The sequence below is a fragment of the Rhizobium sp. NFR07 genome, assembly GCF_900111905.1.
Taxonomy (GTDB): Bacteria; Pseudomonadota; Alphaproteobacteria; order Rhizobiales; family Rhizobiaceae; genus Neorhizobium.
Map to the genome: position 1 here is coordinate 169488 of NZ_FOKM01000008.1, position 25545 is coordinate 195032.

Annotated in this window: 25 protein-coding genes and 1 tRNA gene; 18 read left to right on the forward strand and 8 right to left on the reverse strand. The window is 61.4% G+C overall.

Translation table 11 applies throughout. The annotated features are described in order from the left end of the window. Positions 1-7: 7 nt before the first annotated feature. A complete protein-coding gene (locus BM216_RS18345) occupies positions 8-1057 on the reverse strand; it encodes an NAD(P)-dependent alcohol dehydrogenase (protein WP_093000648.1) in 1050 nt (349 codons plus the stop codon). A gap of 195 nt (positions 1058-1252) precedes the next feature. Between BM216_RS18345 and BM216_RS18350 the strand changes: the two genes are divergently transcribed. The 5 genes from BM216_RS18350 (at position 1253) to BM216_RS18370 (ending at position 5244) form a co-directional block, all read left to right on the forward strand. Beyond that, positions 1253-2158, forward strand: coding sequence for an AraC family transcriptional regulator (locus BM216_RS18350; RefSeq protein ID WP_093000649.1), 906 nt, complete (start codon positions 1253-1255; stop codon positions 2156-2158). Between the two features lie 116 nt (positions 2159-2274). Continuing rightward, entirely contained in the window at positions 2275-2934 is a 660-nt protein-coding gene (locus BM216_RS18355; RefSeq protein ID WP_093000650.1) for a TetR/AcrR family transcriptional regulator C-terminal domain-containing protein, read from the forward strand. Between the two features lie 38 nt (positions 2935-2972). After that, positions 2973-3992 carry a ketol-acid reductoisomerase gene (ilvC, locus tag BM216_RS18360; protein WP_093000651.1) on the forward strand — a complete coding sequence of 340 codons (1020 nt, stop codon included), beginning with the start codon at positions 2973-2975 and terminating at the stop codon, positions 3990-3992. A gap of 205 nt (positions 3993-4197) precedes the next feature. Then, on the forward strand, positions 4198-4647 hold the full coding sequence (locus tag BM216_RS18365) for a cupin domain-containing protein (RefSeq protein ID WP_143102795.1): 450 nt from the start codon (positions 4198-4200) through the stop codon (positions 4645-4647). A 216-nt stretch (positions 4648-4863) separates the two neighbouring features. Next, a complete protein-coding gene (locus BM216_RS18370) occupies positions 4864-5244 on the forward strand; it encodes a cupin domain-containing protein (RefSeq protein WP_244530225.1) in 381 nt (126 codons plus the stop codon). Between the two features lie 86 nt (positions 5245-5330). Here the strand turns inward: BM216_RS18370 and BM216_RS18375 are convergent, their stop codons facing one another. Then, complete coding sequence (locus tag BM216_RS18375) at positions 5331-5783, reverse strand: RbsD/FucU family protein (RefSeq protein WP_093000653.1); 453 nt, start codon at positions 5781-5783, stop codon at positions 5331-5333. A gap of 186 nt (positions 5784-5969) precedes the next feature. Between BM216_RS18375 and BM216_RS18380 the strand changes: the two genes are divergently transcribed. The 13 genes from BM216_RS18380 to BM216_RS18440 all read left to right on the forward strand — a co-directional run bounded on the left by BM216_RS18380 (position 5970) and on the right by BM216_RS18440 (position 18868). After that, positions 5970-7214, forward strand: a complete 1245-nt coding sequence (locus tag BM216_RS18380) for an aminotransferase-like domain-containing protein (RefSeq protein WP_093000654.1) — start codon at positions 5970-5972, stop codon at positions 7212-7214. A 135-nt stretch (positions 7215-7349) separates the two neighbouring features. Beyond that, entirely contained in the window at positions 7350-8330 is a 981-nt protein-coding gene (locus BM216_RS18385; RefSeq protein WP_093000655.1) for an ABC transporter substrate-binding protein, read from the forward strand. Between the two features lie 11 nt (positions 8331-8341). Beyond that, the gene (locus tag BM216_RS18390) at positions 8342-10036 is read left to right on the forward strand and encodes an ABC transporter permease (RefSeq protein WP_093000656.1); all 1695 of its coding nucleotides are present in this window, start codon (positions 8342-8344) and stop codon (positions 10034-10036) included. Continuing rightward, complete coding sequence (locus BM216_RS18395) at positions 10024-11052, forward strand: ABC transporter ATP-binding protein (RefSeq protein WP_093000657.1); 1029 nt, start codon at positions 10024-10026, stop codon at positions 11050-11052. The genes BM216_RS18390 and BM216_RS18395 overlap by 13 nt, the downstream gene beginning before the upstream one ends. A 35-nt stretch (positions 11053-11087) precedes the next feature. Beyond that, positions 11088-11840, forward strand: a complete 753-nt coding sequence (locus tag BM216_RS18400) for an NUDIX hydrolase (protein WP_093000658.1) — start codon at positions 11088-11090, stop codon at positions 11838-11840. 67 nt (positions 11841-11907) lie between these two features. Beyond that, positions 11908-12825 (forward strand): PhzF family phenazine biosynthesis protein, encoded by a 918-nt coding sequence (locus tag BM216_RS18405; protein WP_093000659.1) that lies wholly within the window; start codon positions 11908-11910, stop codon positions 12823-12825. A 225-nt stretch (positions 12826-13050) separates the two neighbouring features. Further along, positions 13051-13126 (forward strand) — tRNA-Lys (locus BM216_RS18410). 199 nt (positions 13127-13325) lie between these two features. After that, positions 13326-13967, forward strand: a complete 642-nt coding sequence (locus tag BM216_RS18415; protein WP_093000660.1) for a TetR/AcrR family transcriptional regulator — start codon at positions 13326-13328, stop codon at positions 13965-13967. A 105-nt stretch (positions 13968-14072) separates the two neighbouring features. Further along, entirely contained in the window at positions 14073-14915 is an 843-nt protein-coding gene (locus tag BM216_RS18420) for a metallophosphoesterase family protein (protein WP_093000661.1), read from the forward strand. A gap of 19 nt (positions 14916-14934) precedes the next feature. Further along, on the forward strand, positions 14935-16230 hold the full coding sequence (locus BM216_RS18425; protein WP_093000662.1) for an ABC transporter substrate-binding protein: 1296 nt from the start codon (positions 14935-14937) through the stop codon (positions 16228-16230). 88 nt (positions 16231-16318) lie between these two features. Then, positions 16319-17272, forward strand: a complete 954-nt coding sequence (locus tag BM216_RS18430) for a carbohydrate ABC transporter permease (RefSeq protein WP_093000750.1) — start codon at positions 16319-16321, stop codon at positions 17270-17272. Next, entirely contained in the window at positions 17262-18122 is an 861-nt protein-coding gene (locus BM216_RS18435; RefSeq protein WP_093000663.1) for a carbohydrate ABC transporter permease, read from the forward strand. The genes BM216_RS18430 and BM216_RS18435 overlap by 11 nt, the downstream gene beginning before the upstream one ends. Positions 18123-18124: 2 nt before the next feature. After that, positions 18125-18868: a tyrosine-protein phosphatase gene (locus BM216_RS18440; RefSeq protein WP_093000664.1), complete on the forward strand. Its 744-nt coding sequence runs from the start codon at positions 18125-18127 to the stop codon at positions 18866-18868. 55 nt (positions 18869-18923) lie between these two features. On the opposite strand, the gene BM216_RS18445 is transcribed toward BM216_RS18440, so the two are convergent. From BM216_RS18445 to BM216_RS18470, 6 genes are all read right to left on the reverse strand, one after another. Beyond that, positions 18924-19994 carry a uroporphyrinogen decarboxylase/cobalamine-independent methonine synthase family protein gene (locus BM216_RS18445; RefSeq protein ID WP_093000665.1) on the reverse strand — a complete coding sequence of 357 codons (1071 nt, stop codon included), beginning with the start codon at positions 19992-19994 and terminating at the stop codon, positions 18924-18926. 71 nt (positions 19995-20065) lie between these two features. Further along, positions 20066-21340: an ABC transporter substrate-binding protein gene (locus BM216_RS18450; protein ID WP_093000666.1), complete on the reverse strand. Its 1275-nt coding sequence runs from the start codon at positions 21338-21340 to the stop codon at positions 20066-20068. A 24-nt stretch (positions 21341-21364) separates the two neighbouring features. Continuing rightward, positions 21365-22198 (reverse strand): carbohydrate ABC transporter permease, encoded by an 834-nt coding sequence (locus BM216_RS18455; RefSeq protein ID WP_093000667.1) that lies wholly within the window; start codon positions 22196-22198, stop codon positions 21365-21367. After that, the gene (locus BM216_RS18460) at positions 22195-23088 is read right to left on the reverse strand and encodes a carbohydrate ABC transporter permease (RefSeq protein ID WP_093000668.1); all 894 of its coding nucleotides are present in this window, start codon (positions 23086-23088) and stop codon (positions 22195-22197) included. The genes BM216_RS18455 and BM216_RS18460 overlap by 4 nt, the downstream gene beginning before the upstream one ends. Continuing rightward, entirely contained in the window at positions 23085-24242 is a 1158-nt protein-coding gene (locus BM216_RS18465; RefSeq protein WP_093000669.1) for an ABC transporter ATP-binding protein, read from the reverse strand. The genes BM216_RS18460 and BM216_RS18465 overlap by 4 nt, the downstream gene beginning before the upstream one ends. A gap of 149 nt (positions 24243-24391) precedes the next feature. Beyond that, the gene (locus BM216_RS18470) at positions 24392-25540 is read right to left on the reverse strand and encodes an ABC transporter ATP-binding protein (RefSeq protein WP_093000670.1); all 1149 of its coding nucleotides are present in this window, start codon (positions 25538-25540) and stop codon (positions 24392-24394) included. Between the last annotated feature and the right edge of the window lie 5 nt (positions 25541-25545).

Below are 25545 nucleotides of genomic sequence, written 5' to 3' on the forward strand. Positions count from 1 at the left end.
CGGCCGATCAGGTGTCGAGCGAAGCCATGTCGATGACGAAGCGGTAGCGGACGTCGCTCTTCAGTACGCGCTCATAGGCTTCGTTGACCTGCTGGATGTTGATCGTCTCGATTTCCGAGACGATGCCCTTCTCGCCGCAGAAATCCAGCATTTCCTGGGTTTCCTTGATCGAGCCGATCATCGAGCCGGAGAGTTCCTTGGCGCCGAAGATCAGTGCGAAAGCATGGACCGGGATCGGGTTTTCAGGGGCGCCGACGACGACCATGCTGCCCTTCGGCTTCAGCAGGCCGAGATAGGCGTTCCAGTCGATCTCCGCGCTGACCGTGCAGATGATCAGGTCGAAAGTGCCTGCAAGCTTTTCGAAGGTCGAGGCATCGCTCGTGGCGTAGTAGTCCTTGGCGCCGAGCTTCAGGCCGTCTCCCTTCTTGGACAGGGACTGGCTGAGCACGGTGACGTCGGCGCCCATTGCTGCGCCCAACTTGACGCCCATGTGGCCGAGGCCACCCATGCCGACGATCGCCACCTTCTTGCCCGGGCCGGCGCCCCAGCGGCGCAGGGGCGAGTAAAGCGTAATGCCGGCGCAAAGCAGCGGTGCCGAAGCGTCGAGCGGCAGGTTGTTCGGGATCGAAAGGACATAACCTTCCTTGACGACGATCGAGTCGGAATAGCCGCCGTGGGTCGGGGCATTGCCGTTCAGGGTGTCGACGTCGTTATAGGTCTGTACGAGGCCCGGCATGTAATGCTCGTTGTCGAGGTCGCGGGTGGCGCAGCCGACGCAGCTATCGACGAAGCAGCCGACGCCGACATGATCGCCGACCTTGAACTTCGTCACTTTGGAGCCGACTGCCTTGACGACACCGGCAATCTCATGACCCGGCACGATCGGATAGACGGCATTCTTCCATTCGTTACGAACGGTATGAATGTCGGAGTGGCAGATGCCGGCATACTTGATGTCGATGACGACGTCGTCATCGTTCGGTTCGCGGCGCTCGAAGGTAAAGGGCGTCAACGGCTTCGATGCGTCCGTGGCTGCATAGCCTCTTGCAATAGCCATGAAATGCTCCATTCATGTTACAGATGTAATTGCCGGTGGAATATGCTGCACCCTGTCGGCGAGCGGTAGATCGATCCTCCAGCCTTCTTGCACGATCCTGCAAAAGTGGCCGAGGGCGACTTAACGGCTGAAACCAAATGCTTTTTAGGGTGAGGTCACAATCACCTGCTTCTGCCTGATGATCGAGAACCACTCATGACATTGCCTTTCAGTCCCTACCAAGAGATTGTCTCCATCGCTGCACGCTTTGCGACGGGTGACGGCGATACTCCCACCGCCATCAATGGAGTTGGGATCAGCCGGCGGACCGCGCCGAGCGCGCCATGCCATGGCAGCTACAGGCCGTGTTTTGCCATGGTCATCCAGGGCGCCAAAAGCCTGCAATTGGGCGCTGATACGATCAATTACGGTGCCGGCGATTACCTTCTTACCTCGTTGGATCTTCCCGTCGCCTGGCGGGTGGTAGAGGCGAGCGCCGAGATGCCGCATTTCTGCATCACGATGGCCATCAGCAGCGAGAAGGTTCTCGATCTGATGGTGCGCGCCAAGCTTGCACCGCGCCCGGAAGCGGCAAAGGGCCAGCGTGGCATCGTCGTCAATGCAGCAACGCCGGAACTTCTCGACGGTGCTGTGCGCCTGTTGCGCTTGCTCGATCGTCCGCAAGACATCCCGGCTATGGCGCCGCTGATCGAGCAGGAAATCCTCTACCGTATTCTCACCGGCCCGGCGGGCGGGCAGTTGATCAACCTCGTCGTTTCGGAAAGCCACGGCAACAGGATTGCCCGTGCAATCGCCTGGCTGAGGGAGAACTATGCCAGCATGCTGCGGATCGATGAACTGGCCGATCATGTCGGCATGAGCGTGTCGTCCTTCCATCATCACTTCAAGTCGATCACTGCCATGACGCCGATCCAGTATCAGAAGCATTTGCGGCTCCACGAGGCCCGCCGCCTGATGGTCGTGGATGGACTGGATGTCGGCAATGCTGGGCATCGCGTCGGCTACCAGAGCCCATCCCAGTTCAGCCGCGAATACAGCCGGCTCTACGGCCTATCTCCGGCCAGGGACGTCGAGGCCGTGCGCGAGGGCGCGTCCGACTGATCCTGGTCGTCAGCAATTGCAGGTGAAATGAGATGCCCGTTGCGACAGGCTTGACGGGCCGTCGAAATGCGTTATACGACAGAACCGTACCGTACGGTACTTTAGAGGAATGAGCCTTGAGAGCCGATACCGCCGACACGCCCCAATTTTCGCCGCGCCAGGTTGCCGTTCTGGACCAGGCATTGCGATTGCTTGTCGAGGGTGGCGACAAGGCCCTGACGACATCTGGCCTGGCCCGTGCCGCCAACTGTTCCAAGGAAAGCCTCTACAAGTGGTTCGGTGATCGCGACGGTCTTCTGGCCGCGATGATCGCCCATCAGGCGAGCAAGGTTCGCACCGCCGAGAGAACGGGCGAGCGGCTGACGGACGACCATCTGCGGCATCACCTGCAGCTCTTTGCCCATGATCTTCTGGATGTCCTCGGCGGAGACGTCTCGCTCGCGCTCAACCGGCTTGCGATCGGCCAGACCAGCCGCGACGGTTCCAAGCTCGGCAAGCTTCTGGTCGAGCATGGGCGCCGGCAGATCGACCGCCGCGCTATGGCGCTGATGGAGGCGGGTAAGCGCGCCGGTCTGCTGCGTTTCGACAATGCCGATGTCGCCTATCACACATTCTACGGCCTGATCGTTTCCGACCTGCATGTGCGCATGCTGCTCGGCGAACCAGGCATGAAGGACAGCACACGCCAGGCGGAGAGGGCGGTCGACGCCTTCCTCGCGCTGCATGGCGCACCCAAACATCCGGCGGATACGCTTCGTGCCTCCGCCGGGCGCTGAAAACTCAACGAACACACGCATAGGGAAGGAACTTTAAGATGCGCGTTTATTACGACAGGGATGCCGACCTCAACCTCATCAAGTCCAAGAACGTCGCCATCATCGGCTACGGTTCGCAGGGCCGCGCTCATGCGCTGAACCTCAAGGATTCCGGCGCCAAGAACGTCGTGATTGCCCTGAAGGCCGGTTCGCCGACCGTCAAGAAGGCCGAAGCCGACGGCTTCAAGGTCATGACCGTCGCCGAGGCTGCCAAGTGGGCTGACCTGATGATGATGGCGACCCCGGACGAACTGCAGGCCGACATCTACAAGGCCGAGATCGCCGACAACATCCGTGACGGCGCAGCGATCGCCTTCGCCCACGGCCTCAACGTCCATTTCGGCCTGATCGAGCCGAAGGCATCCGTCGACGTCGTCATGATCGCGCCGAAGGGCCCCGGTCACACGGTTCGCGGCGAATACCAGAAGGGCGGCGGCGTTCCTTGCCTCGTTGCCATCCACCAGAACGCATCCGCCAACGCACTTGAACTAGCTCTCTCCTACGCCTGTGGCGTTGGCGGCGGCCGTTCGGGCATCATCGAAACCTCGTTCAAGGAAGAGTGCGAAACCGACCTCTTCGGCGAACAGGTCGTTCTCTGCGGCGGTCTGGTCGAGCTGATCCGCGCCGGCTTCGAGACGCTGGTCGAAGGTGGCTACGCGCCGGAAATGGCCTATTTCGAGTGCCTGCACGAAGTGAAGCTGATCGTCGACCTGATCTATGAAGGCGGCATCGCCAACATGAACTACTCGATCTCCAACACGGCGGAATGGGGCGAATACGTTACCGGCCCGCGCATCATCACTGCTGAAACCAAGGCCGAGATGAAGCGCGTCCTGACCGATATCCAGACCGGCAAGTTCACCTCGGACTGGATGCAGGAATATCGCGCCGGTGGCGCCCGCTTCAAGGGCATCCGCCGCAACAACGACAGCCACCAGATCGAGGAAGTCGGCACCAAGCTGCGCGCCATGATGCCCTGGATCGGCAAGAACAAGCTGGTCGACAAGGCCGTCAACTAAGCTTTTCGCCACTCTGGCGAAAGAGAAGGGCCGGGGCGCAAGCTCCGGCCTTTTGCGTTTCAGGGCGAGTGACGTGGGAGATTGCCAGCCGCGGGCGTCATTTGAAACCGAATGCCTGCGCCAGGTCATCGAGCTGCAATTCCGGGATTTCAAGATTGGTTTTGCAAGCGGCGAGCAGCCTTCGCCGGTGAATTCGGAGGAACCAATGTTGAAAGCGATTGCCACGGCGATGATCATGATTGCGGCCGGTACGGCCCAGGCAGGCGGCAACAAGGTGAACGTCATACCGGTCACGAAGACGGCCCATACCATTACCGGTCAGCCGATCGCATTGCCGCAGGAAGAGCCTGAAGTGACGGTTCTGATCTATGAAGTTCCTCCCGGCGCAGCCGTGCCGCAGAGCAGCGAAGCGGGGATCCGGTATGACTATGTACTCTCCGGGCACCTGCGCATTACCAACCCCGAGACCGGTGCGATATTCAATTTTTCTCAAGGCGATTTCGTTGTCGGCCGGCCCGGCCAGTGGCGCACTGCGGAAAATCCGGATGAAACGACGATGAAGCTTCTCGTTATCCGCCAGGCACCGTTCGACAAGACCGGCCGCAGGTGGCTGCGCACCGGAAACGGTTATTTCCTGATGCCCATGCCGGACTAACGCTCCGAAGTGCGGAAGCGGAAAGAGCCCAGCGGTCCGAATATGGTTATCGGCCGAGACCGGTCAGCCGATGTCATTTGAAACCACCCCCCGCTCTCAATTCCTATGGCTGGTGCTTATGTTCGACTTCACGGGCTCTGCATCGCGATCAACGCTGATGCCGATAGAGACCGCAGACAAATTCATGATGAAATGATTGCTGGAGCAGTGATTGCCATGACAGCGACTACAGCCAATGCGGAGCAGAATAAGCTGGTTATCACTCCGCTAGCCAAGACGACATCCACCATAACCGGTCAGGCGATTGTGCTTCCGCAGTCAAGTCCGGAGGTGACGGCTACGATCTACGAAATTCCGCCGAAGACGCGCATGCCTCCGCACAGGCATCCTCATCCGCGTTACGGCTATATGCTATCAGGCCAGTTGCGCGTGACGAATACCGATACCGGTCAGGTATCGGATTTCTCCGCAGGTGATTTCGTGGTGGAAGCGCTCCAGCAGTGGCATGTCGGGGAAAATCCGGGAGATGTTCCCCTGAGGCTTCTGGTGATAGACCAGGCGCCTGCCGGGACCAGTAATGTCGAGCCCAAGAGCTGACTGATACCAAAACCAGTTGATCCAACGCCTCATGACGACAGGGCGTTCGATGTGCCGCGCGAAAACTCCAGCGCGGCACGGGCAGATCAGGAAGCGGGCGGAACCACGCCCTTGGTCAGAATGAAGCAGCCGTAGAAGCGCGTCTCTCCCGTCGCGATAACGCAATAGGCCTGCTTTGCCTTTTCGTAGAACGCGAAGCGCTCAATCCCGTACATCCGCGCGGATTGACCTTCGGCAGCGTCGATTTCTGCCTGCACTTCGCGCTGGATCTCCGGGATCGTGTCGGGCTCGCCCATGATTTCCATCCGGCCCACGGATGGCTGTAGCGGTGTATCGAGGGGGAATACGGAAAGGACCGCCCGCATGGCGCGGCTGGCGGTTACATTGTCTATCCTGATCAGGCGGCCGAACGTGGTCTGGCGAGCAATCGAATCGGCCGGAAAGTTTGTGTCGGCAATCACGAGCGTGTCGCCGTGCCCCATCGATCTCAGCGCATAAAGAACATCGGCATTGAGCGTGGGGTCCAGGTTTTTCAGCATGCTATCCCTCCTCAGGTGCCGGGCGACAGCCCGGATGACTTTTGCTAGCATAAGCGGGGAAAGCCTTCGCTGACGAAATGTCGCGGGGACAAAAAAATCCGATACCGGCGATAGGTCAGTATTGCTGACCTGTCGAAACTTATGTAAAGCAAAACCAACAAAATTTGAAATAAGAGGAAACGTCCCGTGCTTGATTGGGAACATATCTTTGCAACGCGCTCCAGCCGCATGAAGGCGTCGGAGATCCGCGAACTCCTGAAGCTACTGGAACAGCCGGACATCATCTCGTTCGCCGGCGGCATTCCCGATCCTGCGCTGTTTCCTGCCGAAGCCTTCCAGCAGGCCTATGCCGACATCTTCTCCAGCGCCCAGGTAAACTCCGCTCTGCAGTATTCGGTCAGCGAAGGCTACAAGCCGCTGCGCGACTGGATCGTCGAGGACGTCGCCAAGATCGGCATCGACTGTACCGCCGACAACGTCTTCATCACCTCGGGCTCGCAGCAGGCACTCGATTATCTCGGGAAGCTGTTCCTGTCACCGAAGGACACCGCGCTTGTTACCTGGCCGACCTATCTCGGCGCGCTTTCGGCCTTCAATGCCTATGAGCCGAACTACGACCAGCTTTCGCTGAATGGCAATCGTACGCCCGCCGCTTACCGGGATACGGCCGCAAAGCTGGGCGGATCGGTCAAGTTTGCCTATCTGTCCGCGGACTTTTCCAACCCGACCGGCGAGACGATCGACCTCGCAGGCCGCGAAAAACTGCTGGAACTGGCCGATGAGCTGGATATCGCCATCCTCGAAGATGCGGCTTACCAGAACCTGCGCTTCAACGGCGAGGCGATCTCGCCGATAATGGCGCTCGACATTGCCCGCAACGGCGGTATCGAGAATACCCGCACGATCTACAGCGGCAGCTTCTCCAAAACGCTTGCACCGGGCCTGCGCGTCGGCTTCGTCATCGCTGCCATGCCGGTCATCCGCAAGCTGGTCCTGATGAAGCAGGCGGCCGACCTGCATTCCTCGACGATCAACCAGATCGCCGTCGAGCATGTCGCATCGCGCGGTTTTGCCGATCAGGTCGCCAAGATCAAGCGCGTCTATAGCGGCCGCCGCGACGCCATGCTCGCAGCGCTTCAGAAATACATGCCGAAGAACACGAGCTGGACGAAGCCGGAAGGCGGCATGTTCGTCTGGGTGACGCTGCCGGAAGGCATGGACGGCGCCGAGCTTCTGGCGAAGTCTCTGGCGACGGAAAAGGTCGCCTTCGTGCCGGGCAAGGCTTTCTATGCGGATGGCAGCAACGCCAACACGCTGCGGGTCAGCTTCTCCTGCGCAGACGATAAACTCATCGACGAGGGCATCAAGCGCCTCGGCAGGCTGATCGCCACCGCCTCGGTGGCCGAGCAGGAAAGCCTCCCCATCATCTGATCGAGAGTCATAAAAAGGGCGGAAATTCAGAGTTTCCGCCCTTTTTCTTATAATACTTACGTGTAGGTCAGATACTGTCACAGGAGTGTCGTTGACGTGTGTTTTTAGCGGTCATCTCCAACAGGATGGCCATCCATGAAAACGCTTCTGTCCACCTTTACCGCGCTGGTCGCGCTCGGTCTCTCCGGCATCGTCAACGCCGCCGACCTCGTCGTCTACACCAGCCAGCCGAATGCCGACGCCCAGGCGACGATCGATGGCTTCAAGGCCGCCAATCCAGGCGTCGACGTAGAATGGGTGCGCGACGGAACCCCGCAGATCATGGCAAAGCTGAATGCCGAGATTGCTGCCGGCAACCCGGTCGCCGACGTTCTCCTGATCGCCGACACGGTGACCTTCGAGCGCATGAAGCAGGCCGGTCAGCTGCTGGCCTACAAGTCGCCGGAAGCCAAGAATTTCGACGCCACACTGTATGACGCCGACGGCTACTATTATTCGACGAAGCTGATCACCACCGGCATCATGTACAACACCCAGGCCGCGATGAAGCCGGAAAGCTGGGCGGATCTCGCCAAGCCGGAGGCCAAGGGTCTCGTCACCATGCCAAGCCCGGTCGCTTCGGGTGCAGCCCTCATCCACGCACAGACGCTGGCGGCCGTGGACGGTCTCGGCTGGGATTACTACAAGCAGCTGAAGGACAATGGTGCGGTTGCTGCCGGCGGTAATGGTGGCGTCCTGAAGGCCGTCGCTTCGGGCGAAAAGGCCTACGGCGTCGTCGTCGACTACATGCCGATCCGCGAAAAGGCCAAGGGCGCTCCGGTCGAGTTCGTCTTCCCGAAGGAAGGCGTGTCTGCCGTCACCGAACCGGCCGCGATCCTGTCGTCGACCAAGCATCAGGACAATGCCAAGAAGTTCATCGACTATCTCCTGTCCGAAAACGGCCAGAAGATCGCCGCTGGCCTCGGCTACATCCCGGCACGCAACGGCATCGACCTGCCGGCAGGTTATCCGGCCCGCAGCGAGATCAAGGTCCTGCCGCTGAATGCCGCAGACGCGCTCAAGAACTCGGAAAAGGACGTCAAGACGTTCTCCGATATCTTCGGAACCAAGGGCTGATATAAAGCTCCATGTCCCGATCTCTCAATCGAGGAAACAGCCAGCCCCGCTGGCTGTTTTCCTTTGTCGTCGTGGTGATCTTCTTTCTGAGCGTATTGCCGCTCGGACGGCTCGCTGCGACCGGCATTTCCTCTGCCTTGCAGGGCGGCGCACGGGAACTGCTTTCCGATCCCGCCGTCTGGCAGGCGGTCTATGATACGCTGACCACGTCCTTCCTCGGCATGATCGCGGCCGTCATCCTCGGTGGCGGCTTCGCGCTGCTGCTAACGCTGTTCGACGTGCGCGGCAAGACGGCTCTCGGCTTCCTCTTCATGCTGCCGACGATGATCCCGCCGCAGGTAACGGCGCTGTCCTGGATCGGCATGACGGGCCCTTCCAGCGCGCTCCTGAAGGCTATCGGCATGGCACCGCCGCTCGGCTCGCCGCAGCCGCTCTATTCGATCGGCGGCATCGCGCTGCTTTATGGCGTGCAGAACGCACCTCTCGTCTTCCTGTCGCTGCGCGCCGGCCTTCTGGCGCTGCCCCGCGATGGCGTCGAGGCGGCACGGCTGTCCGGCGCTTCGTCCTGGCAGGTGCTGAAGGACATCATTCTTCCGTTGTCTCTACCCGGTTTTGTCGCCGGCGCGGCGATTGCCTTCGTTTCCTGCGTCGGCAATTTCGGTATTCCCGCAATCCTCGGCATCCCGGCTTCGATCTACACGCTGCCGACCCTCATCTACACAAAATTCGCCGCCTTCGGCCCCGGCACATTCGCCGATGTCTCGCTGCTCTCCGGCCTCATCGCCATCCTCTCGGTCATCGGCCTGACGGTCGAGGAACGGGTTCTGCGCGGCCGCGATTATCGCGTCATCGGACTGTCGGGTCAGGTCGCGATGTTCCGCCTCGGCAATTGGCGTCTGGTTGGCGAGTTTGTTCTCTGGCTTGCAATCTTCGTGACGCTGGTCATGCCGCTGACGGCACTCGTGGCAAGCTCGCTGGCGCCCGCCTATGGCGTTCCGCTGACGCCTGCGACCGCAACACTCGATGCCTATCGAGAAGTGCTGTTCCGGCAGGCGATCACCCGCACGGCCTTCTTCAATTCCATATTCCTTTCGCTGGCGACCGCCCTCGGTCTCCTCGTGGTGACAGTGCTGACGGGCTATTATCTCGTCCGCTCGAAAAGTCGTCTGGCGCCGGTCCTCTCGGCCTTGGCGGAGATCCCTTATGCCCTGCCGGGCATCGTTCTGGCGGTCGCTCTGATCCTCGTCTTCGCCGCACCCATCTCGATCATCGGCATTTCCATCTACGGCACGATCTGGATCATCCTGCTTGCCTATTTCTCCAGCTTCTTCGCCGTCAGCCTGAAGCCGGTAGTGAGCGCGTTCCGGCAGCTCGATCCGTCGCTGGAAGAGGCCGCGCGCCTCTCCGGTGCAGGCTTCGGACGCCGACTGACGGATATCGTCGTGCCTCTCGTGGCACCGGCGGCCGGCGCGTCCGTCATTCTCGTCTTTCTCATTGCCTGCAACGAGCTCACCGTCTCGGCCATTCTCTGGTCGGCCGGCACGCAGACGCTCGGTGTGGCGATCTACAATCTCGATGACAGCGGCAGCTTCAACCTCGCTGCAGCACTGTCCGTCCTCGTCGTGATCATGGTGATCGCGATGATGCTGGTGCTGGAACTGATGGCGAAAAGACTGCCGAAAGGTGTGGTACCGTGGCGAAGCTGATCCTCAACCGCCTTTCCAAGGCGTTCGAAACCGGTGGCCGTCCGGCCGTCAACGACGTGTCGCTGGAAGTGCGTGATGGCGGTTTTCTGGCCCTGCTCGGACCATCCGGCTGCGGCAAGACGACGGTGCTCAGGATGATCGCCGGTTTCGAGCAACCGACCGACGGTTCCATATTGCTCGGCGACCGGGTGCTGGCCGATGCTGGCGAGATGGTGGCGCCGGAGCATCGCAACATGGCGATGGTGTTCCAGTCCTATGCCCTGTGGCCGCATATGAGTGTCGCCGACAATGTCGGTTATCCGCTGAAGGTGCGCGGTGTCACCGGTGAGAGACGTACAAGCAAGATTCGCGAAGCGCTCGCCGCGGTGCGTCTCGAGGACTATGCCGATCGCCGGCCCGCAGATCTTTCCGGCGGCCAGCGGCAGCGCGTCGCGCTCGCCCGCTGCCTAGTTACCGAGCCGGACGTGGTCCTCCTCGATGAACCGCTCGCCAATCTCGACCGGCATCTACGCCAGGAGATGGAAGAGACGTTCCGCGAGTTCCATGCCCGGTCCGGCGCGACAATGATCTATGTTACCCATGATCAGGCCGAGGCCATGGCGCTCGCGACAGACGTCGCGGTAATGTCCGAAGGTCGGCTGCTGCAGGTGGCGAGCCCGCAGGAAATCTATGCGCGGCCGGAAGGCCGGCTGGTCGGCGGGCTGGTGGGGCAGGGGGCAATCCTCACCTGGCCGGCCGCGTCCGTGAACGAGCGGCTACTCGACTGGGCGACGCTGCAGCAGCTTCTCAGCCTGTCGCATGGTACAGATTGTGCCGATATCCTCGTCCGCCCACAGGACGTCGAGATCGGTGTGGAAGGCATGCCGGCGACCGTGACATCTGTCCTGTTCGAAGGCGAGCGATATTCCCTGAAGCTGACGCTGGGGGACGATCAGGTGCTGCGCGCCTTCTCTCGCCGGCCGGTCAAGGTCGGGGACGCGGTGTCGGTCGTTATCCGCTCGGCATGGCGGCTTTGATCGTATAGCCTTCCGATTTTTGCGATGGATATTTGATGACAGATAACGATAGCCACGGCCTCGATGATTTTCGCGACTGGCCGGAAGAGGGGCGCGTTTTCCCGGCGTCCTCCGCCAACATCCAGGTTCTGGATGGCCCTCATCCCTTCTGCCTTTCCGACGCCGACGAGATCGCGGCCAACTGGCAGCGCGAGGTGACGGCCAATCCGGCACTTTTCGATGGGCAGATGGTCTTTCACCGGCAGCTTCGCGTGAGCGGGGGCGCGATAGAGGGCGAGGCGCATGTCGTGCCCTATTCCGCCTTCCTTTGGTGGCGTCGCAAGGCCGATCGCCGTGGTGGCGTGCATCTTTTCTGCTATCCGGTTCTCGTCAGCGCCGACGGGGCTCTCATAGCCGTGACGATGGGCAGCCACACCGCCAATCCGGGTCAGGTCTATTTCGCCGCCGGTTCGCTCGAACCCGTGGACATCGTCGACGGGCGCTGTGACATGGAGGAGAACATGCGACGCGAGGTGCGAGAGGAAACGGGCCTTGATCTGTTGACATGCCGCAGCGACGCGGGCTTTCACGCGGTGCGGCTCGATCGGACGATCGCGCTTTGCAAGCTCTATTATTTTGAAGAGACCGCCGAACAGATCGTCGCCAGCATCGAAGCCCATATGGAGGTCGCCGAGGACGACGAGATCGCGGGCGCCGTCATCATCCGCTCCGCCGATCCGTCCGCCTACCGGTACAATGCGGCAATGCTGCCGGTCATCGATTGGTATTTCGCAACCGTACGAACCTGATCGGTTGCCTTGCGCCAGGGCCTTCGGTCGGGCAGGGTGCTGCTCGGACTTGAACGGGAGGATCCAGGTGCCGAGACGTTATGCCATCTATGATGTTTTCACCGACCGGCGACTTGCCGGCAATCCGCTTGCCGTAATCTTCGATACCGACGATCTTTCAGACCAGGCGATGCAGGCGATCGCGCGCGAAATGAACCTGTCGGAAACGGTTTTTCTCCTGCCGCCGGAATCAAGCGGCCATGCAGCACGGATCCGCATTTTCACGCCGGCGAAAGAATTGCCGTTCGCAGGCCATCCGACCGTTGGCGCCGCGATCGCCCTTGCAGAGCAGGAGCATGATGTCGGCACCATCGATATCGATGTCGTCAGCGTTCTGGAGGAGCAGGTCGGTCCGGTTCGCTGTGCGATCAAGATGCGGCGAGGCGGGGCGACCTTTGCCGAATTCGAACTGCCGAAGACGCCGAGATGCATCGACATACCGCTGGATCGCAACGGGATCGCGGATGCGCTGACCCTGAAATCGACCGACATGGCGTTTGAAAACCATGTGCTTTCGATCTGGAGTGCCGGCGTACCTTTCCTGCTTATTCCTCTGCGCAATCTCTCCACGGTGCAGAATCTGGAATTCGAGGCGACCCTCTGGGAGCGCGTGGCACCCTTCGTCGATGGTGCGCTTGCCTCGGCATATGTCTACTGTCGTGGAGGAGTTCACCACCAGGCCAAGTTCCACGCACGCATGTTTTCGCCGGAAATGGGGATATCCGAGGATCCGGCAACCGGTGCGGCGGTCGCGGCCCTGGCAGGCGCGATCCAGAAATTCGATGCATTGCCGGATGGCCATCATCCGCTTGTCGTGGAGCAGGGCGTCGAGATGGCGCGACCTTCCTTCATCCATCTTCATATCGATTCCGCCGGGGGCGAGATCGCCAGAGCGCGGATCGGCGGCCAGGCGATAAAGGTCGCCGAAGGCACGCTCGCCGTCTAGCATCGGGGAAGAACCAGCCGCAACAGCTTGAAAGCACTGAAATATAAGGCGTCTGAATGTCCTCGGCCTGGTGTTTTCAGCGCATGAGGCGGCTGGGTTTTTCCACATCCAGAATTTTTTTGAGCACTTGCACAAAGAATTTCATTTTGGTCGCTAGACAAGCCGAACTTTCCCCATTATACGCCCCTTCACACCACCGGCGCACACCAAACGCCAGACTGGTTCGGGTGATTAGCTCAGTTGGTAGAGCAGCTGACTCTTAATCAGCGGGTCGTAGGTTCGAGCCCTACATCACCCACCAAACTTCCTTATAGATATCAATGGCTTCTGCCTCGGCAGAAGATCAAAATTGCGGTCACAAAGGCCTCACTGATGAGCTCCCGCCGGACGTAATGGTTCGATAGGCTTTTCAGGCTCATCCCGCTTCTGTCAGAGACGTCTTCGGGGCATCATTCGCATTTCACAATCGGAGACTATGCTATGCGCCATAGAGGTCTCTCATGTCGAATCGAGCCAATGTCACTGCACGACGCCTCATGGATGCGTGCGAAACGCTGCTATGCGAAGCAGATGCGCTTGAAGAGCTGACGGCGCGAAAAATCGCCGTGCAGGCCCAGGCGACGCCGTCGGCCATTGCCTATCATTTCGGCTCGCAGGAAGAGCTGATCACCGCGGTGGCGGAGCGCGTCTATCGCCGTCTGAATGCGGAGCGTCTCACCCTTTTGCAGAAGGCTGTCGATCGGCGGGCTCCGAAACCGCCGGAACTGGAAGAGGTCATTGCGGCGCTTGTCGGTCCTTCCATCCGCTGGGCGACCGATCCCAATTCCAGCTATCCGGTTCTCGCTCATTTTACTTCCATGGCACACACGCATCGTGACGGCGCATCTCATTATCGGCGGATCATCGAGGATGTGGAGCATCACCGGGTCTTCATCCCGCAACTCAGGCGGATCGCGCCCTGGCTGGACGACGTTGAGATCGGCTGGCGCATGAACTGCGCGCTCGGTATCCGCTCGCAGGTCACACGTAGCCGGCATCGCACCGAGCTTCTGACCAATTACGGCATGGATCTCGACGATGCTGACCTTGTCATTGCGCGCATGGTGGATGTTATCGCGCCGATGTTTCGCCGCGGCTGCTGACGATCTTTGCCTCTGTGGATTTCGAACAGCATTCGAAATCCGTCACGTCCGCGAAACACATCGCTTCTAACGCTCCAGACTATCAACACGTCATGGAGAGATCCGGTGCGCCGCGAAACCACTTTCATCCATATGACCGATCTGCATATCGGTACTGCCGATGACGATCACCTGCACAGCGACACGACCGAGACGCTGCACAAGGTGCTCGATCTCGTTGCCACGGTGACGCCGAAGCCGCAATTCGTCATCGCCAGCGGCGACCTGACCAATGCAGGCGATGCCGACAGTTTTCGCCGGCTGAAGGAGATCATGGATGCCCGCATCGACGTGCCGGTCATCTATGCGCTCGGCAACCACGATACCCGCCCCGGCTTTTACGAGGGCATGGGGGTGGCGACGGATGATCCGGACGCGCCTTACGACCACGACAAGGTCATCGACGGCATCCACATCATCACGATTGATTCCTCCACGCCCGGCCTGATCGGCGGCACGATCGATCCCGAACAGTTCGACTGGCTGGCCACGACGCTCGACACGCATCCGGACCTGCCGAAACTGATCGTCGTGCATCACCCGCCGGCATTGGGTGAAGAGCCCGACGTCACGCATTGGCGGACGATTCATTTCCCGCAGTCGGAGCGGTTCCGCACGCTTCTTGCCGGCCGCAACATCATCGGCATCATCAGCGGCCATATCCATCACGACCGCGTTTCCGTCTGGCACGGCATTCCGGTGGTCGTCGGTACCGGTCAGCATGCGGCAACCGACATTCTACGCACCGATATCCTGCGCATGGTGCGCGGCGCCTCCTTCGGCATCGGCACCATCCGGCCGTCCGGTCTGACCATGGCCTTCGTGCCGCTGCCGTCCGATCGCGCCGAACTCAACACCTATCCGCTCGAAATGCTTTTGGCGCGGGCGATGCCCGTCGCCGCCGAATAATCCTGTCCGGAGAACAGACATGCTGCGCAGAACCACGCTCAAGCTGACGGCCGCCTTCACCGCCGCATCGCTGCTGCCCTTCGGCGCCTTTGCCGAAATGCCGGCTGCGGTCGACAAGCCGATCACCATCACCTTTTACAACTACAATCTCGCCTCCGCGAGCGCCGGTGCCGATGCGACCAAGGAATTGATCGCCGGTTTCGAGAAGAAGTTTCCCAATATCAAGGTGGAGCCGGTTGCCGTTCCCTCGAACGAGATCATGTCGCGGGTGCAGGCGGATATCGTCGCCGGCCAGCAGCCGGATGTCGCCCAGCTCGTCTTCCGCGACCTGATCTACATCGCCAACGATCTCGGCGCCAATGCGCTGGAAGACATGGTGAGCGCGGATGAGCTGAAGACCCATTTCACCGGCATGCTGCCGCAGGGGCTGGAACTCGGCAAGGTTGACGGCAAGACCTATGGTCTCGCCTATACGTTCTCGACGCCGATCCTCTATTACAATGCCGACCTGTTCAAGCAGGCGGGCCTCGACCCCGATCAGGCTCCGAAGACCTGGGATGATGTCGCGCTCGCCGGCAAGGCGATCAAGGACAAGACCGGCAAGAACGGCTTCTTCCCCGGCGCCTACGGCCCGGTCGACGGTACATTCGTCTATCAGGCGATCGTCATGTCGAACGGTGGCAAGGTGCGTGACGGCGACACGCTGACCTTTGCCGGCAGCAATGCCGCCGACGCTGTGAAGATGCTGCGCGAAATGGTCGACAGCGGCGCTCATGCGAAGATCGACCCGGCAAGCGCCGGCGACACGTTCGCCGCCGGCAATATGGGCATGTTCCTCTATACGAGCGCGCTTCTATCCAGCATCAAGAAATCGGCTGCCGGCAAGTTCGACCTCCGGCTGGCGCCGATGCCGTCCTTCGGTGAAAAGCCGACCGCGCCGACCAATTCCGGCAGCGCTCTCTTCGTCTTCAGCCAGGACCCCGAAAAGCAGCGGGCCTCCTATGAGCTGCTCAAATACCTGACGAGCAAGGAAGCCTACACGATCATCACCAGCAAGATCGGCTACCTGCCGCTGCGGCTCGATATCGTCGACGACCCGGCCTATCTCGGCCAGTGGGTCAAGGACAACCCGATGTTTCGCGCCAATCTCAAGCAGCTGGACCACTTGACCGCCAATATCGCTTTCCCCGGCCCCAACTACCGGCAGGTGGAAAAGATGATGATGGATTCGGTGCGCGAAGCGATCTTCGGCAGCGGCGATCCGGTCGCAACGCTGAAGGCTGCCCAGGAGCAGGGCCAGGAACTGATGCCATAAAGTGGGTTTCTGCCAGAACTCACGAGGACGATGACGGGCGGGTTTCGCGCTTGCCGCCCGTCATCACACAATCGAAGGGCTCATGCCGATGACCGACATTCAGGCCGATCTCGCCGGGCCGCTCGTGAAAACGGCACCCGTTGCGAGGATCAGATACCAGCGGGAAAAGATCTCGATCGCCCCCTGGATCTATCTCGCGCCGGCGCTCGTGCTGCTGATGGTCTGGACCTATATCCCGCTGATCGAGGCCTTCAAGCTGTCCTTCTATCAATGGAACATGCTGCCGACCGCGCCTCAGCGCTATGTCGGCCTGAAGAACTACGAGCGCCTGCTGGCCCTGCCGGAAATGCGCAATGCGCTCTGGAACACGCTCTACTACATCCTCGGCCTTTTCCCGCTGTCCGTTATCCTGCCGCTTTTCGTGGCGATCTGGACACAGGATCTGACCGGCCGCGCGCGGATGATCTACCGCGCCATGATCTTCGTGCCGATGATCGTCGCTCCCGTCGTCGCCGCCATCCTCTGGCGCTGGCTCCTGAACGAAGACCAGGGGCTGATCACGCTCGGGCTGGAATGGCTCGGTTTCGATCGCATCGGCTTCCTCACCGATCCGAATTATGCGCTGGCGACGCTCACCTGGATTACCGGCTGGAAGCTGATCGGTTTTTCGACGCTCCTGTTTTCCGCCGCCAATGCCGGCATCAACCCGTCCTATATCGAGGCGGCGCGCATCGACGGCGCCAGCCGCTGGGCAATCATCCGTGATATCCGCCTGCCGCTCCTGTCGCCGACCATCCTGCTGCTGTCGATGATGACGATCCTCTTCGGCGCGCAGTGGAGCTTTGCCTATATCAACGTTCTGACCAATGGCGGCCCGCTAAAATCCACCACCAACATCTTCTACCTGCTGTGGGAATACGGTTTCGAGACCATGTCCGCCGGATGGAGCTCGGCGGCCGGCATGATCGCGTTTGCAGGGTTTGCGCTGCTCGCCGCCGTCTGCATGGGGCTGACAAAGAGGTTCGCGGTCTATGACGACTGATACTTCCCGCGATCATTCCCCGTCAGGCGTTTCCTCCGGCAGTGGTGCCCTGCGCAAGGTGGCCGTCCACGGCGTGATGATCTTCCTGTCGCTCGTGTCGATCTTCCCGATCTACTGGATGATCGTCACCTCGCTTCGGCCGGAGAACGAGATTTTTTCGACCACACTCTGGCCATCGGACCCGACGCTCGAAAACTACGTCTTCGTGCTGACCCGCGTGCCGATGCTGCAGATGCTGGCCAACACCACCATCGTTGCTGCCGCGACGGCGGCGCTGCAGGTGGTCACCGGCCTTTTCGCCGCCTATGCGCTGGTGCGCTGGCGCATGCGGCTTGCCGGCGTCGTGCATGGCTTGATCGCGCTCTCCTGGCTGGTGCCGTTCCAGGTGACGATGATCCCGAACTACGTACTCGCCTCGCGGCTGGGTCTGCTCGACACGCTGACGGGCCTGATTGTGCCCAACGCCGCGCATGCCTTCGCCATCCTGCTGCTCTATCACGGCATGCGCTCCTTTCCGGTCGAGATCCTGGAAGCGGCGCGCATCGACGGTGCGAAAAGCTGGAAGATCCTCTGGCAGATCATCACGCCCAATATGGGCGCACCGATCGCCTCGCTCTCGATCATCGCCTTCATCTCTGCCTGGAACGAATATTTCTGGCCGCTGCTTCTGTCGCGCAAGCCGGAAAACTCCGTCGTCCAGATCGGTCTGCAGATGTTCATGACCCAGGAGGGCAATCTCTGGGGGCCGCTGATGGCGGCCGCAGCACTCGCCAGCCTGCCGATCCTCGTCATCTACCTCTTGCTGCAGCGCCACGTCATCGAATCCTTCATGAAATCCGGAATCCGTTGAATATGTTAGCTTATGACCGTCTGATCGCGCTCGATGGCGCCCATAACGTGCGCGACCTCGGCGGCTACAGGACCCGCGACGGAGGCCTGACCCGCTGGCATTCGATCTTCAGGGGCGACGCTCTGCATGCTCTAAGCGAGGCCGATATGGCGGTCCTTCGCGACCATGACCTTTCGACCGTGATCGACCTGCGCAATGCGGCGGAAATCGCCTCGGAAGCAAACCCTTTCGATGGACACGCGCAGGTGCACTACATCAACACGTCGGTGTTTTCCGCGCTCGCACCGGTCGAGATGATGGCTGCGGACTATGCCGCCTTCGACATGGGCGACCGCTACTGCCAGGCGCTCGACAAATGCCAGGCATCTATCGCCGAAGTGCTGGGTACGATCGCCGCGGCACCGGAAGGAGCGGTGCTCTTTCACTGCAGCGCCGGCAAGGATCGCACCGGCATCATCGCGGCTCTGCTGCTGGCCAATGCCGGCGTCAACGAGACGACGATCATCGAGGATTATGCTTTGACCGGAACGATTTCCGGGCCGCTGATCGCCAATCTCCGCACACGGGCGCTGGCACGCGGCATCCCCGGCGAGCTCGCCGATATCGTCCTTGCCTCCGCTCCCCACAGCATGGCTCGCGCATTGGCGCATCTCGACGACGCCCATGGCGGCGTCCATCGCTACATGACGCGGATCGGGCTGAGTGTCGACGAGATCGAAAGCCTGAAGCGCCGATTGCTTGCCTGAGGTCGCATTGGCGCTGGCCGAAGTAGGCGGGGCGCGCGATACGCGCCGCCGGTTCTCAGATCATGCCCAGTTCCCGCTTCACGATCTTCGTGCCTTCCGCCAGCGCGCGGATCTTGCCGTAGGCGATATGGCGCGGCAGGAACCACATACCGCAATCGGTCGAAGGATGCAGACGCTCGGACGGAACGACCTTCAACGCGGCGCGCAGCCGTGCCGCCACATGCTCCGGCGTTTCGATCTCGCGGCTGCCGAGATTGACGAGCCCGATCAGCACATGCTTGTCGCCGGTATGCGTCAGCAATTCGGGGCCATGTCCCGGCTGTTCGTATTCCAGGCTCATGCCCTGGACGGGCGAGGCGGCGATGATTTCGGCGACTTCGTGATAGGTCGGATTGGCGGTCTTGGATTCGGCATAGAGCGAATAGCCGTAGCAGGCATGCACGATGACCGGCGTCGACAGATCCTCTACCAGCCGGGCCAGCAGCTCGACGCCGAATTCCCTGGCGCGGGAGAGTTTGAAATGGAAGGCCGGCTCGTCGATCTGGATAACGGCCGGGCCGAGCTTTTCAAGCGCCAGCATTTCCCGGTTGATGGCAGCGGCGAGCGCCATCGCGGCTTCGCGCGGATTGCCATAATGATGGTCAGCCAGCCGGTCGAGCAGGGTGAGCGGGCCGACGACATTCACCTTCACCGGCCTTCGGGCGTGCGCGATCAGGAACTGCAGATGTTCCGCGGCGCTGGACCGAACCCATTCGATCGGTCCGACAATCTTCGGGTTGAGCTGGAAATGCTCCATCAGTTCGGTGACGTCGGCATTGCGCTTGCGCGTCTCAACCTCCGAGACATAGGCCTGCTTTTCGGTGTCCATGATGTCGATACCTGACAGGCCGGCGAGGAAATGCCGGATATAGGCGACACGCTGCGCCTCGCCGTCGGTGACGATGTCGAGGCCGGCGCGTTCCTGTTCGTAGATTGCGAGCAATGCCGCATCCTGCTTCGCTTCTTCCAGAATTTCCGCTTCGGGCCGCCACCAGCTGCCGTCGAGATGGTGGATGCGTTCATGGCGGCCGAGCCAATGGGGCTTGGCATAGGAACCGACGATCTGGGTGGAGAGCGGGCGCAGCATTGGTCTGTCCTCTGTAAGAAAATGGAGCAAGGGACCGCCGCACCCTGCGGCGATCTCTGCGTGAAGCGTTGTTACTTGGCTGCCGGCATCTGGGCGCGGACCTCGGTGGTCATGTCCTTCAGCGCCTCTTCCGGGGTGACGTTCTGCTGCAGCAGGCGATCGACATTGTCGCGAATGGTGCGGACGATCTTGACGCTGTTGTCGCCGGGGAAAACGACCCAGGGCATGCCGTCCGGGACCTGGGCGACATCGGGCGCGCGCAGCGGATTCTTCTCGAAGTACGCCTTGACCGAGGGGATTTTATAGGCCGCCGAATTGACCGGCGGATAGCCCTTGCCGTCGACGAGAATGGCCTGACCCTTGGGGCCGGTGGCGAAGCGGATGAAATCGAAGGCGATCCTCTGCTTTTCAACATCCTTGGAGAGAATGACGGCAGCCGCGCCGCCAACCGGGGTGCCGCGTGATTTTTCCGGATCGATGGCCGGGAAGACGCCGGTGCAGAACTCGAAATCCTTGCCGACCTGACCGCTGAGCAGCGAGAGATATTCGGCGGCGTTGACGAACATGCCGACGCGACCGGTGGCAAAGCTCTGCGGCGCCGACGTAGACGTATAGGTCTGCTGCTGCATGCCGCTCGCCTTCACGAAGGCGTCGATCGCCTGCATGACCTTGAGCCCGGTCTCGTTGTCGAAGCCGATGTCCTTGCCGTCCTTGGTGAGAATGTCGCCGCCGGCGCTGTAGACCAGCGACTGGAACTGCCAGTCGTCATTGGTGGTGATCATGCCGCCCCAGATCTGCGGGTCGAGCGCGTGGATGCGGGCGGCGAGATCCGTATAGCCCTTCCAGTCGGTCGGCAGGTTCTTGCAGTCGCCGCCTGCCTTGCGGACCAGTTCGCCATTGGCGATCAGGATCGGCGTACCGGTCAAAAAGGGCAGGCCGTAGACGTCGCCATCCATCGTTACGAGGTTCATCGCGGCCGGGATATAGCCCTGCGCCTCGAAGGCCGGCTGGCCCTCGTTCAGCTTGGAGAGATTGGCGACGAGGCCGCGCTTCACCAGGTCGGGATACTGGTTGTAACTGGAAAAATGCACGTCCGGCAGCTGGTTGACCATGGACTGGCGGATGATCGCCTCCTGGCCTTCCTCGTAATTGTTGCTGGGGACGCGCAACTTGACCGTTACATCGGGATGCTCGGCCATGAAGGCATCGGCGATGCCCTGATAGACCTTGGTGCGGCCGCCGAAGGCGTAATCAACGACGATCTCGGTCTTGGCGAAGGCCGAGGCGGCGCTGGTGGACAGGGTGAGGGCAAGGGCAGTGATCAGTTTCAAGGATGTTTTCGACATGGCTCAAGTCCTGGGTTCGAGGGCTTATCGGATGCTGGTGAGGCCGCGCACGAAGGTTCGCTGTGCAAGCAGGAATGCGAGGATGAGCGGTGCACTGATTACAGTGGCCGCCGCCATCAGCGCGCCGAAATCCGAACCGCTCTCCTGGTTGCGGAAGAAGACGACGCCGAGCGGCGGGGTGGCCATGGCGGGATCGGTGACGACGACCAGCGGCCAGTAGAGATCGTTCCAGTGCGCGACCATGGAAAACACTGCAAAGGCACCGATCGCTGGCCGCGCCGAGGGCAGCACGATGCGCCAGGCAATTTCGAACTCGCCGAAATTGTCGAGCCGGGCCGCCTCTATCACCTCCTGCGGAAAATGCAGGAAATGCTGGCGCAGCAGGAAAATGGCGAACGCGGAGATGATGAAGGGCAGAACGAGGCTGGCATAGGTATCGAGCAGGCCCGCATGGGCAAAGCCGAGATAGAGGAACAGCGACGGAACCTGGATCGGCACCAGCAGACTGATCAGGATCAGCGAAAAGAACAGGCTGCGGCCACGGAACGGGATTCTGGCCAGCGCATAGGCCGCCGGCACGGCGATCAGCACCTGCAGCACGACGATCGCGCTGCAGACGACGATGCCGTTGACGAGGAAGCGCAGCATCGGCGTGTCGGAAAAGACGCGGCCGTAGTTTTCGGCCCCGCCCCATTGTTCGGGAAGGATATGCAGGCCGAACCGGAAGATTTCCTGCGGCGGCTTCAGCGATGTCAGCGCCATCCACAGGAAAGGCAGCAGCATGACAAGCGCCCCGAGCATCAGCACGGCATGGGATGCGATACTTGACACGAGACTGGAGGAGCTGCGCCGTCTCATCGGTTCGCCTCCCGCTGGCCGCCGAAGCGGGCCTGAGCCAGTGCGATAAGTGCCGTGACGGCAAGGAAGACGACAATCAGGGCCGCGGCATAGCCGATGTTGAAATACTGAAACGCCTGCACGTAGATCGAATAGAGAAGAACTTCCGTCGCTCCCTCCGGCCGCCCCTGCGTAATGACGGCGGCGACTTCGAAAACCCTCACGGCGCGGATCATCGTGATGATGACGACGAAGAATGTCGTCGGGCCGAGCATAGGCCAGGTCACCATGCGGAACCGGTCCCAGCCGCTTTCGGCGCCGTCGACGGCTGAGGCGTCATAGAGGTCGCGTGGGATCGCGGAGAGACCCGCCATGAACAGCACCATGTTGAACCCGGTCAGTTCCCAGATGCCGATTGCCGCCATGGAATAGAGTGCCGTCTGCGGATTGCCGAGAAAATTTACCGAGGGCAGGCCGAGGGCAGCGAGGATCTGATTGAACAGCCCGACGGAGGGGTTCATCAGGAATTCCCAGACGATCGCCATGGCGATGAAGGTGGATGCGACGGGCAGGAAATAGGCGACGCGATAGAACGGCTTCAGCCAGCCGCGGCTCTCGATGAGCAACGCTGCGCCGAGCCCGAGCCCGACCGAGCCGGGAACGACGATCAGCGTATAGGTGGCGGTGTTGGCCACGCTCTGCCAGAAGCGTGGATCGTTCCAGAGCGCTGCGTAATTGTCGAAACCGGCAAAGCCGATCGCCTGCGTGCCGAGCCTATAGTCGGTGAGCGAAAAGCCGGCCGTCGCCAGCACAGGCAGGACGACGAGCAGGACGAGCAGCAATATGGCCGGTGCGGCGAGCATCAGGCCGACCCGCGCCTCAGCCCGTTTCTGAGCGGAAAGCGGCGTCATGATGCAGCCTTCGTTTTTACGGGCGCGTCTTGTCCCAGTCGCGCGCTGCCGGCTTCATCGAACACCAGGAGCTTTTGCGGGTCGAGTTTCAGGCCGACCTTGTCCCCGAGACGTCTCCGGGCTGCTGTCTCGTAACTTTCCCGGACGATGATCGGCTCGTCTGCGCCGGGCAGAGCGAGATGCATCAGAATGTCCGAGCCGAGATTTTCCATGTGCTGGATCGTGCCGGTGAGCCGCGCATCATCGGCACTGCAGATCAGCGCATCATGCGGACGGAAGGCGACTTGGACCCTGCTACCGGCAGATGATGGAACCTTGAAGTCGACCGCGTGACCGAGCAGCGTCGGACGGCCGGTGCTGTCGACCTCGCCCGGCAACACGTTGATCCGTGGGCTGCCGATGAAGCGGGCGACACGCAGGTCGGCGGGATCGTGATAGACCTCGGACGGCGTGCCGATCTGAAGGACCCGGCCTTCCATGATGACCGCGATCCGGTCGGACATCGTCATCGCCTCCGCCTGATCATGGGTGACGTAGAGGAAGGTCGCGCCGAGCCTTCGTTGCAGGGCCGAGATCTCGGCCCGCACCGTGTCGCGAAGCTTGGCGTCGAGATTGGAGAGGGGCTCGTCCATCAGGAAGGCCTTGGGATGGCGGACGATGGCATGGCCGAGCGCGACGCGCTGCCGCTGGCCGCCGGACAGTTGCGCCGGCTTGCGCTGAAGCAGGGCCGTTATCCCGAGCATGGCCGCGGTGGCCTCGATCTCCCGGCGGAATTCCGCCTCCTTGCGCCGCGCCTCGGGCAGCAGCCGGGCAAGGCCGAAGCCGCGCTGCAACTGCGTCAGCGATCGCTGCCGCAGCGGAGCGGCCATGTTGTCGTAGACCGAGAGATGCGGATAGAGCGCATAGGACTGGAACACCATGGCAACGTCCCGGCGTCCCGGACGCTCGGCATCGACTGAACGGCCGCCGATCTCGATCGCACCGCCATCCTGATCCTCGAGGCCGGCGATGATCCGCAAGAGGGTGGATTTGCCGCAGCCGGACGGGCCGACCAGCGAGAGGAACTCGCCGTCCCGGATGTCGAGCGACACATTGCGCAGGATCGGCTGGCCCGAAAATCCCTTGCTGATGTCCCTGACGGTGATGGATGCCATGTCGATAAATGCCCGCAGCCTGTTTCGAAATCACTACGACCATAGGCAGGCAGAGATGGCCAAGACAGAGCCACTGCCGGCGGGCTCACCCGGCCACTTGTCACAATTCGGTCGCGCAACGGTTCGGTGTCGCAGCCATGCCGCAGCGGCTAGAGCGCGTCGCTGCCGTGGGCGCCGATGGCCACACCGTCCGTATCGAAGAACAGGATGCTTTCCGGCCGGATTCCGAGCTCCACGGCGTCATCGGTTCCGGCCCGCTCGGTCGTCCAGACGAGCTCGTCGCTCAGATGCCGTCCCGCGAGTGCCGAAAGCTTTGCCGCGTCTGCCGAGCCTGCTTCGCTGCGGAAATGGACGTTCTGGGAATTGCCGACGATTTCCCGGCGGATGACCTTTCCGCGCAGGACGAAATGATCCCGGTCGAGATCACAGGTGGGCCGAAGCATTTCCGGCCGCAATCCGACATAGATCTGCTCGCGGCCGGCAAGTGCTGTCCGGCATTCGCCCGGCAGATCGGCGAGCGGCAGCGATGCCTGCCCGATCTCGACCCTGTCATCGACGATGCGGCCGGCGAGAAAATTCGGCGGTGCAGTACCCAGAAAGGCGGCGGCGAAGATGTTTGCCGGGCGCTCGTAAATCTCTTGCGGCGGACCGACCTGCTGGACTTCGCCGTTGCGCATAATCACCAGACGGTCGGCCAGCGTCTGTGCCTCGACCTGGTCGTGGGTTACGTAGATCATCGTCGTGCCGAGACGCCGCTGCAGGTCGCGGATCTCGCCGCGCACATGGGTGCGAAGCGCGGCATCGAGATTGGACAGCGGCTCGTCGAGCAGGAAGAGGTCGGGCTCGCGGATGATCGCCCGGCCCATCGCGACGCGCTGCTTCTGGCCGCCGGAAAGCTGCGATGGCCGGCGATCCAGCAGCTCGTCCAGTCGCAGCTGCCGGGCCACGGCGGAAACTTTCAGGACGATATCGGCCGCACGCAGTTTCTGGCGGCGCAGGGGGTAGGCCAGATTTTCGCGCACGCTCAGATGCGGATAGAGCGCGTAGTTCTGGAACACCATGGCAATGCGTCGGTGGCGGGGCTCGACATTGGTAATATCCCGTTCGCCGAGCAGGATCTGGCCATCATCGAGTTTCTCCAGCCCGGCGATGAGTTTCAGGAGTGTGGATTTTCCGCAGCCGGACGGGCCGACGAGAACGACCAGCTCGCCGGCCTGGGCGACGAGATCGAACGGTTTCAGCACCGCGCTGCCGGCGGCATAGCTCTTGGTGACGGACCGGAGGACGAGTTTGTGCATGGCGT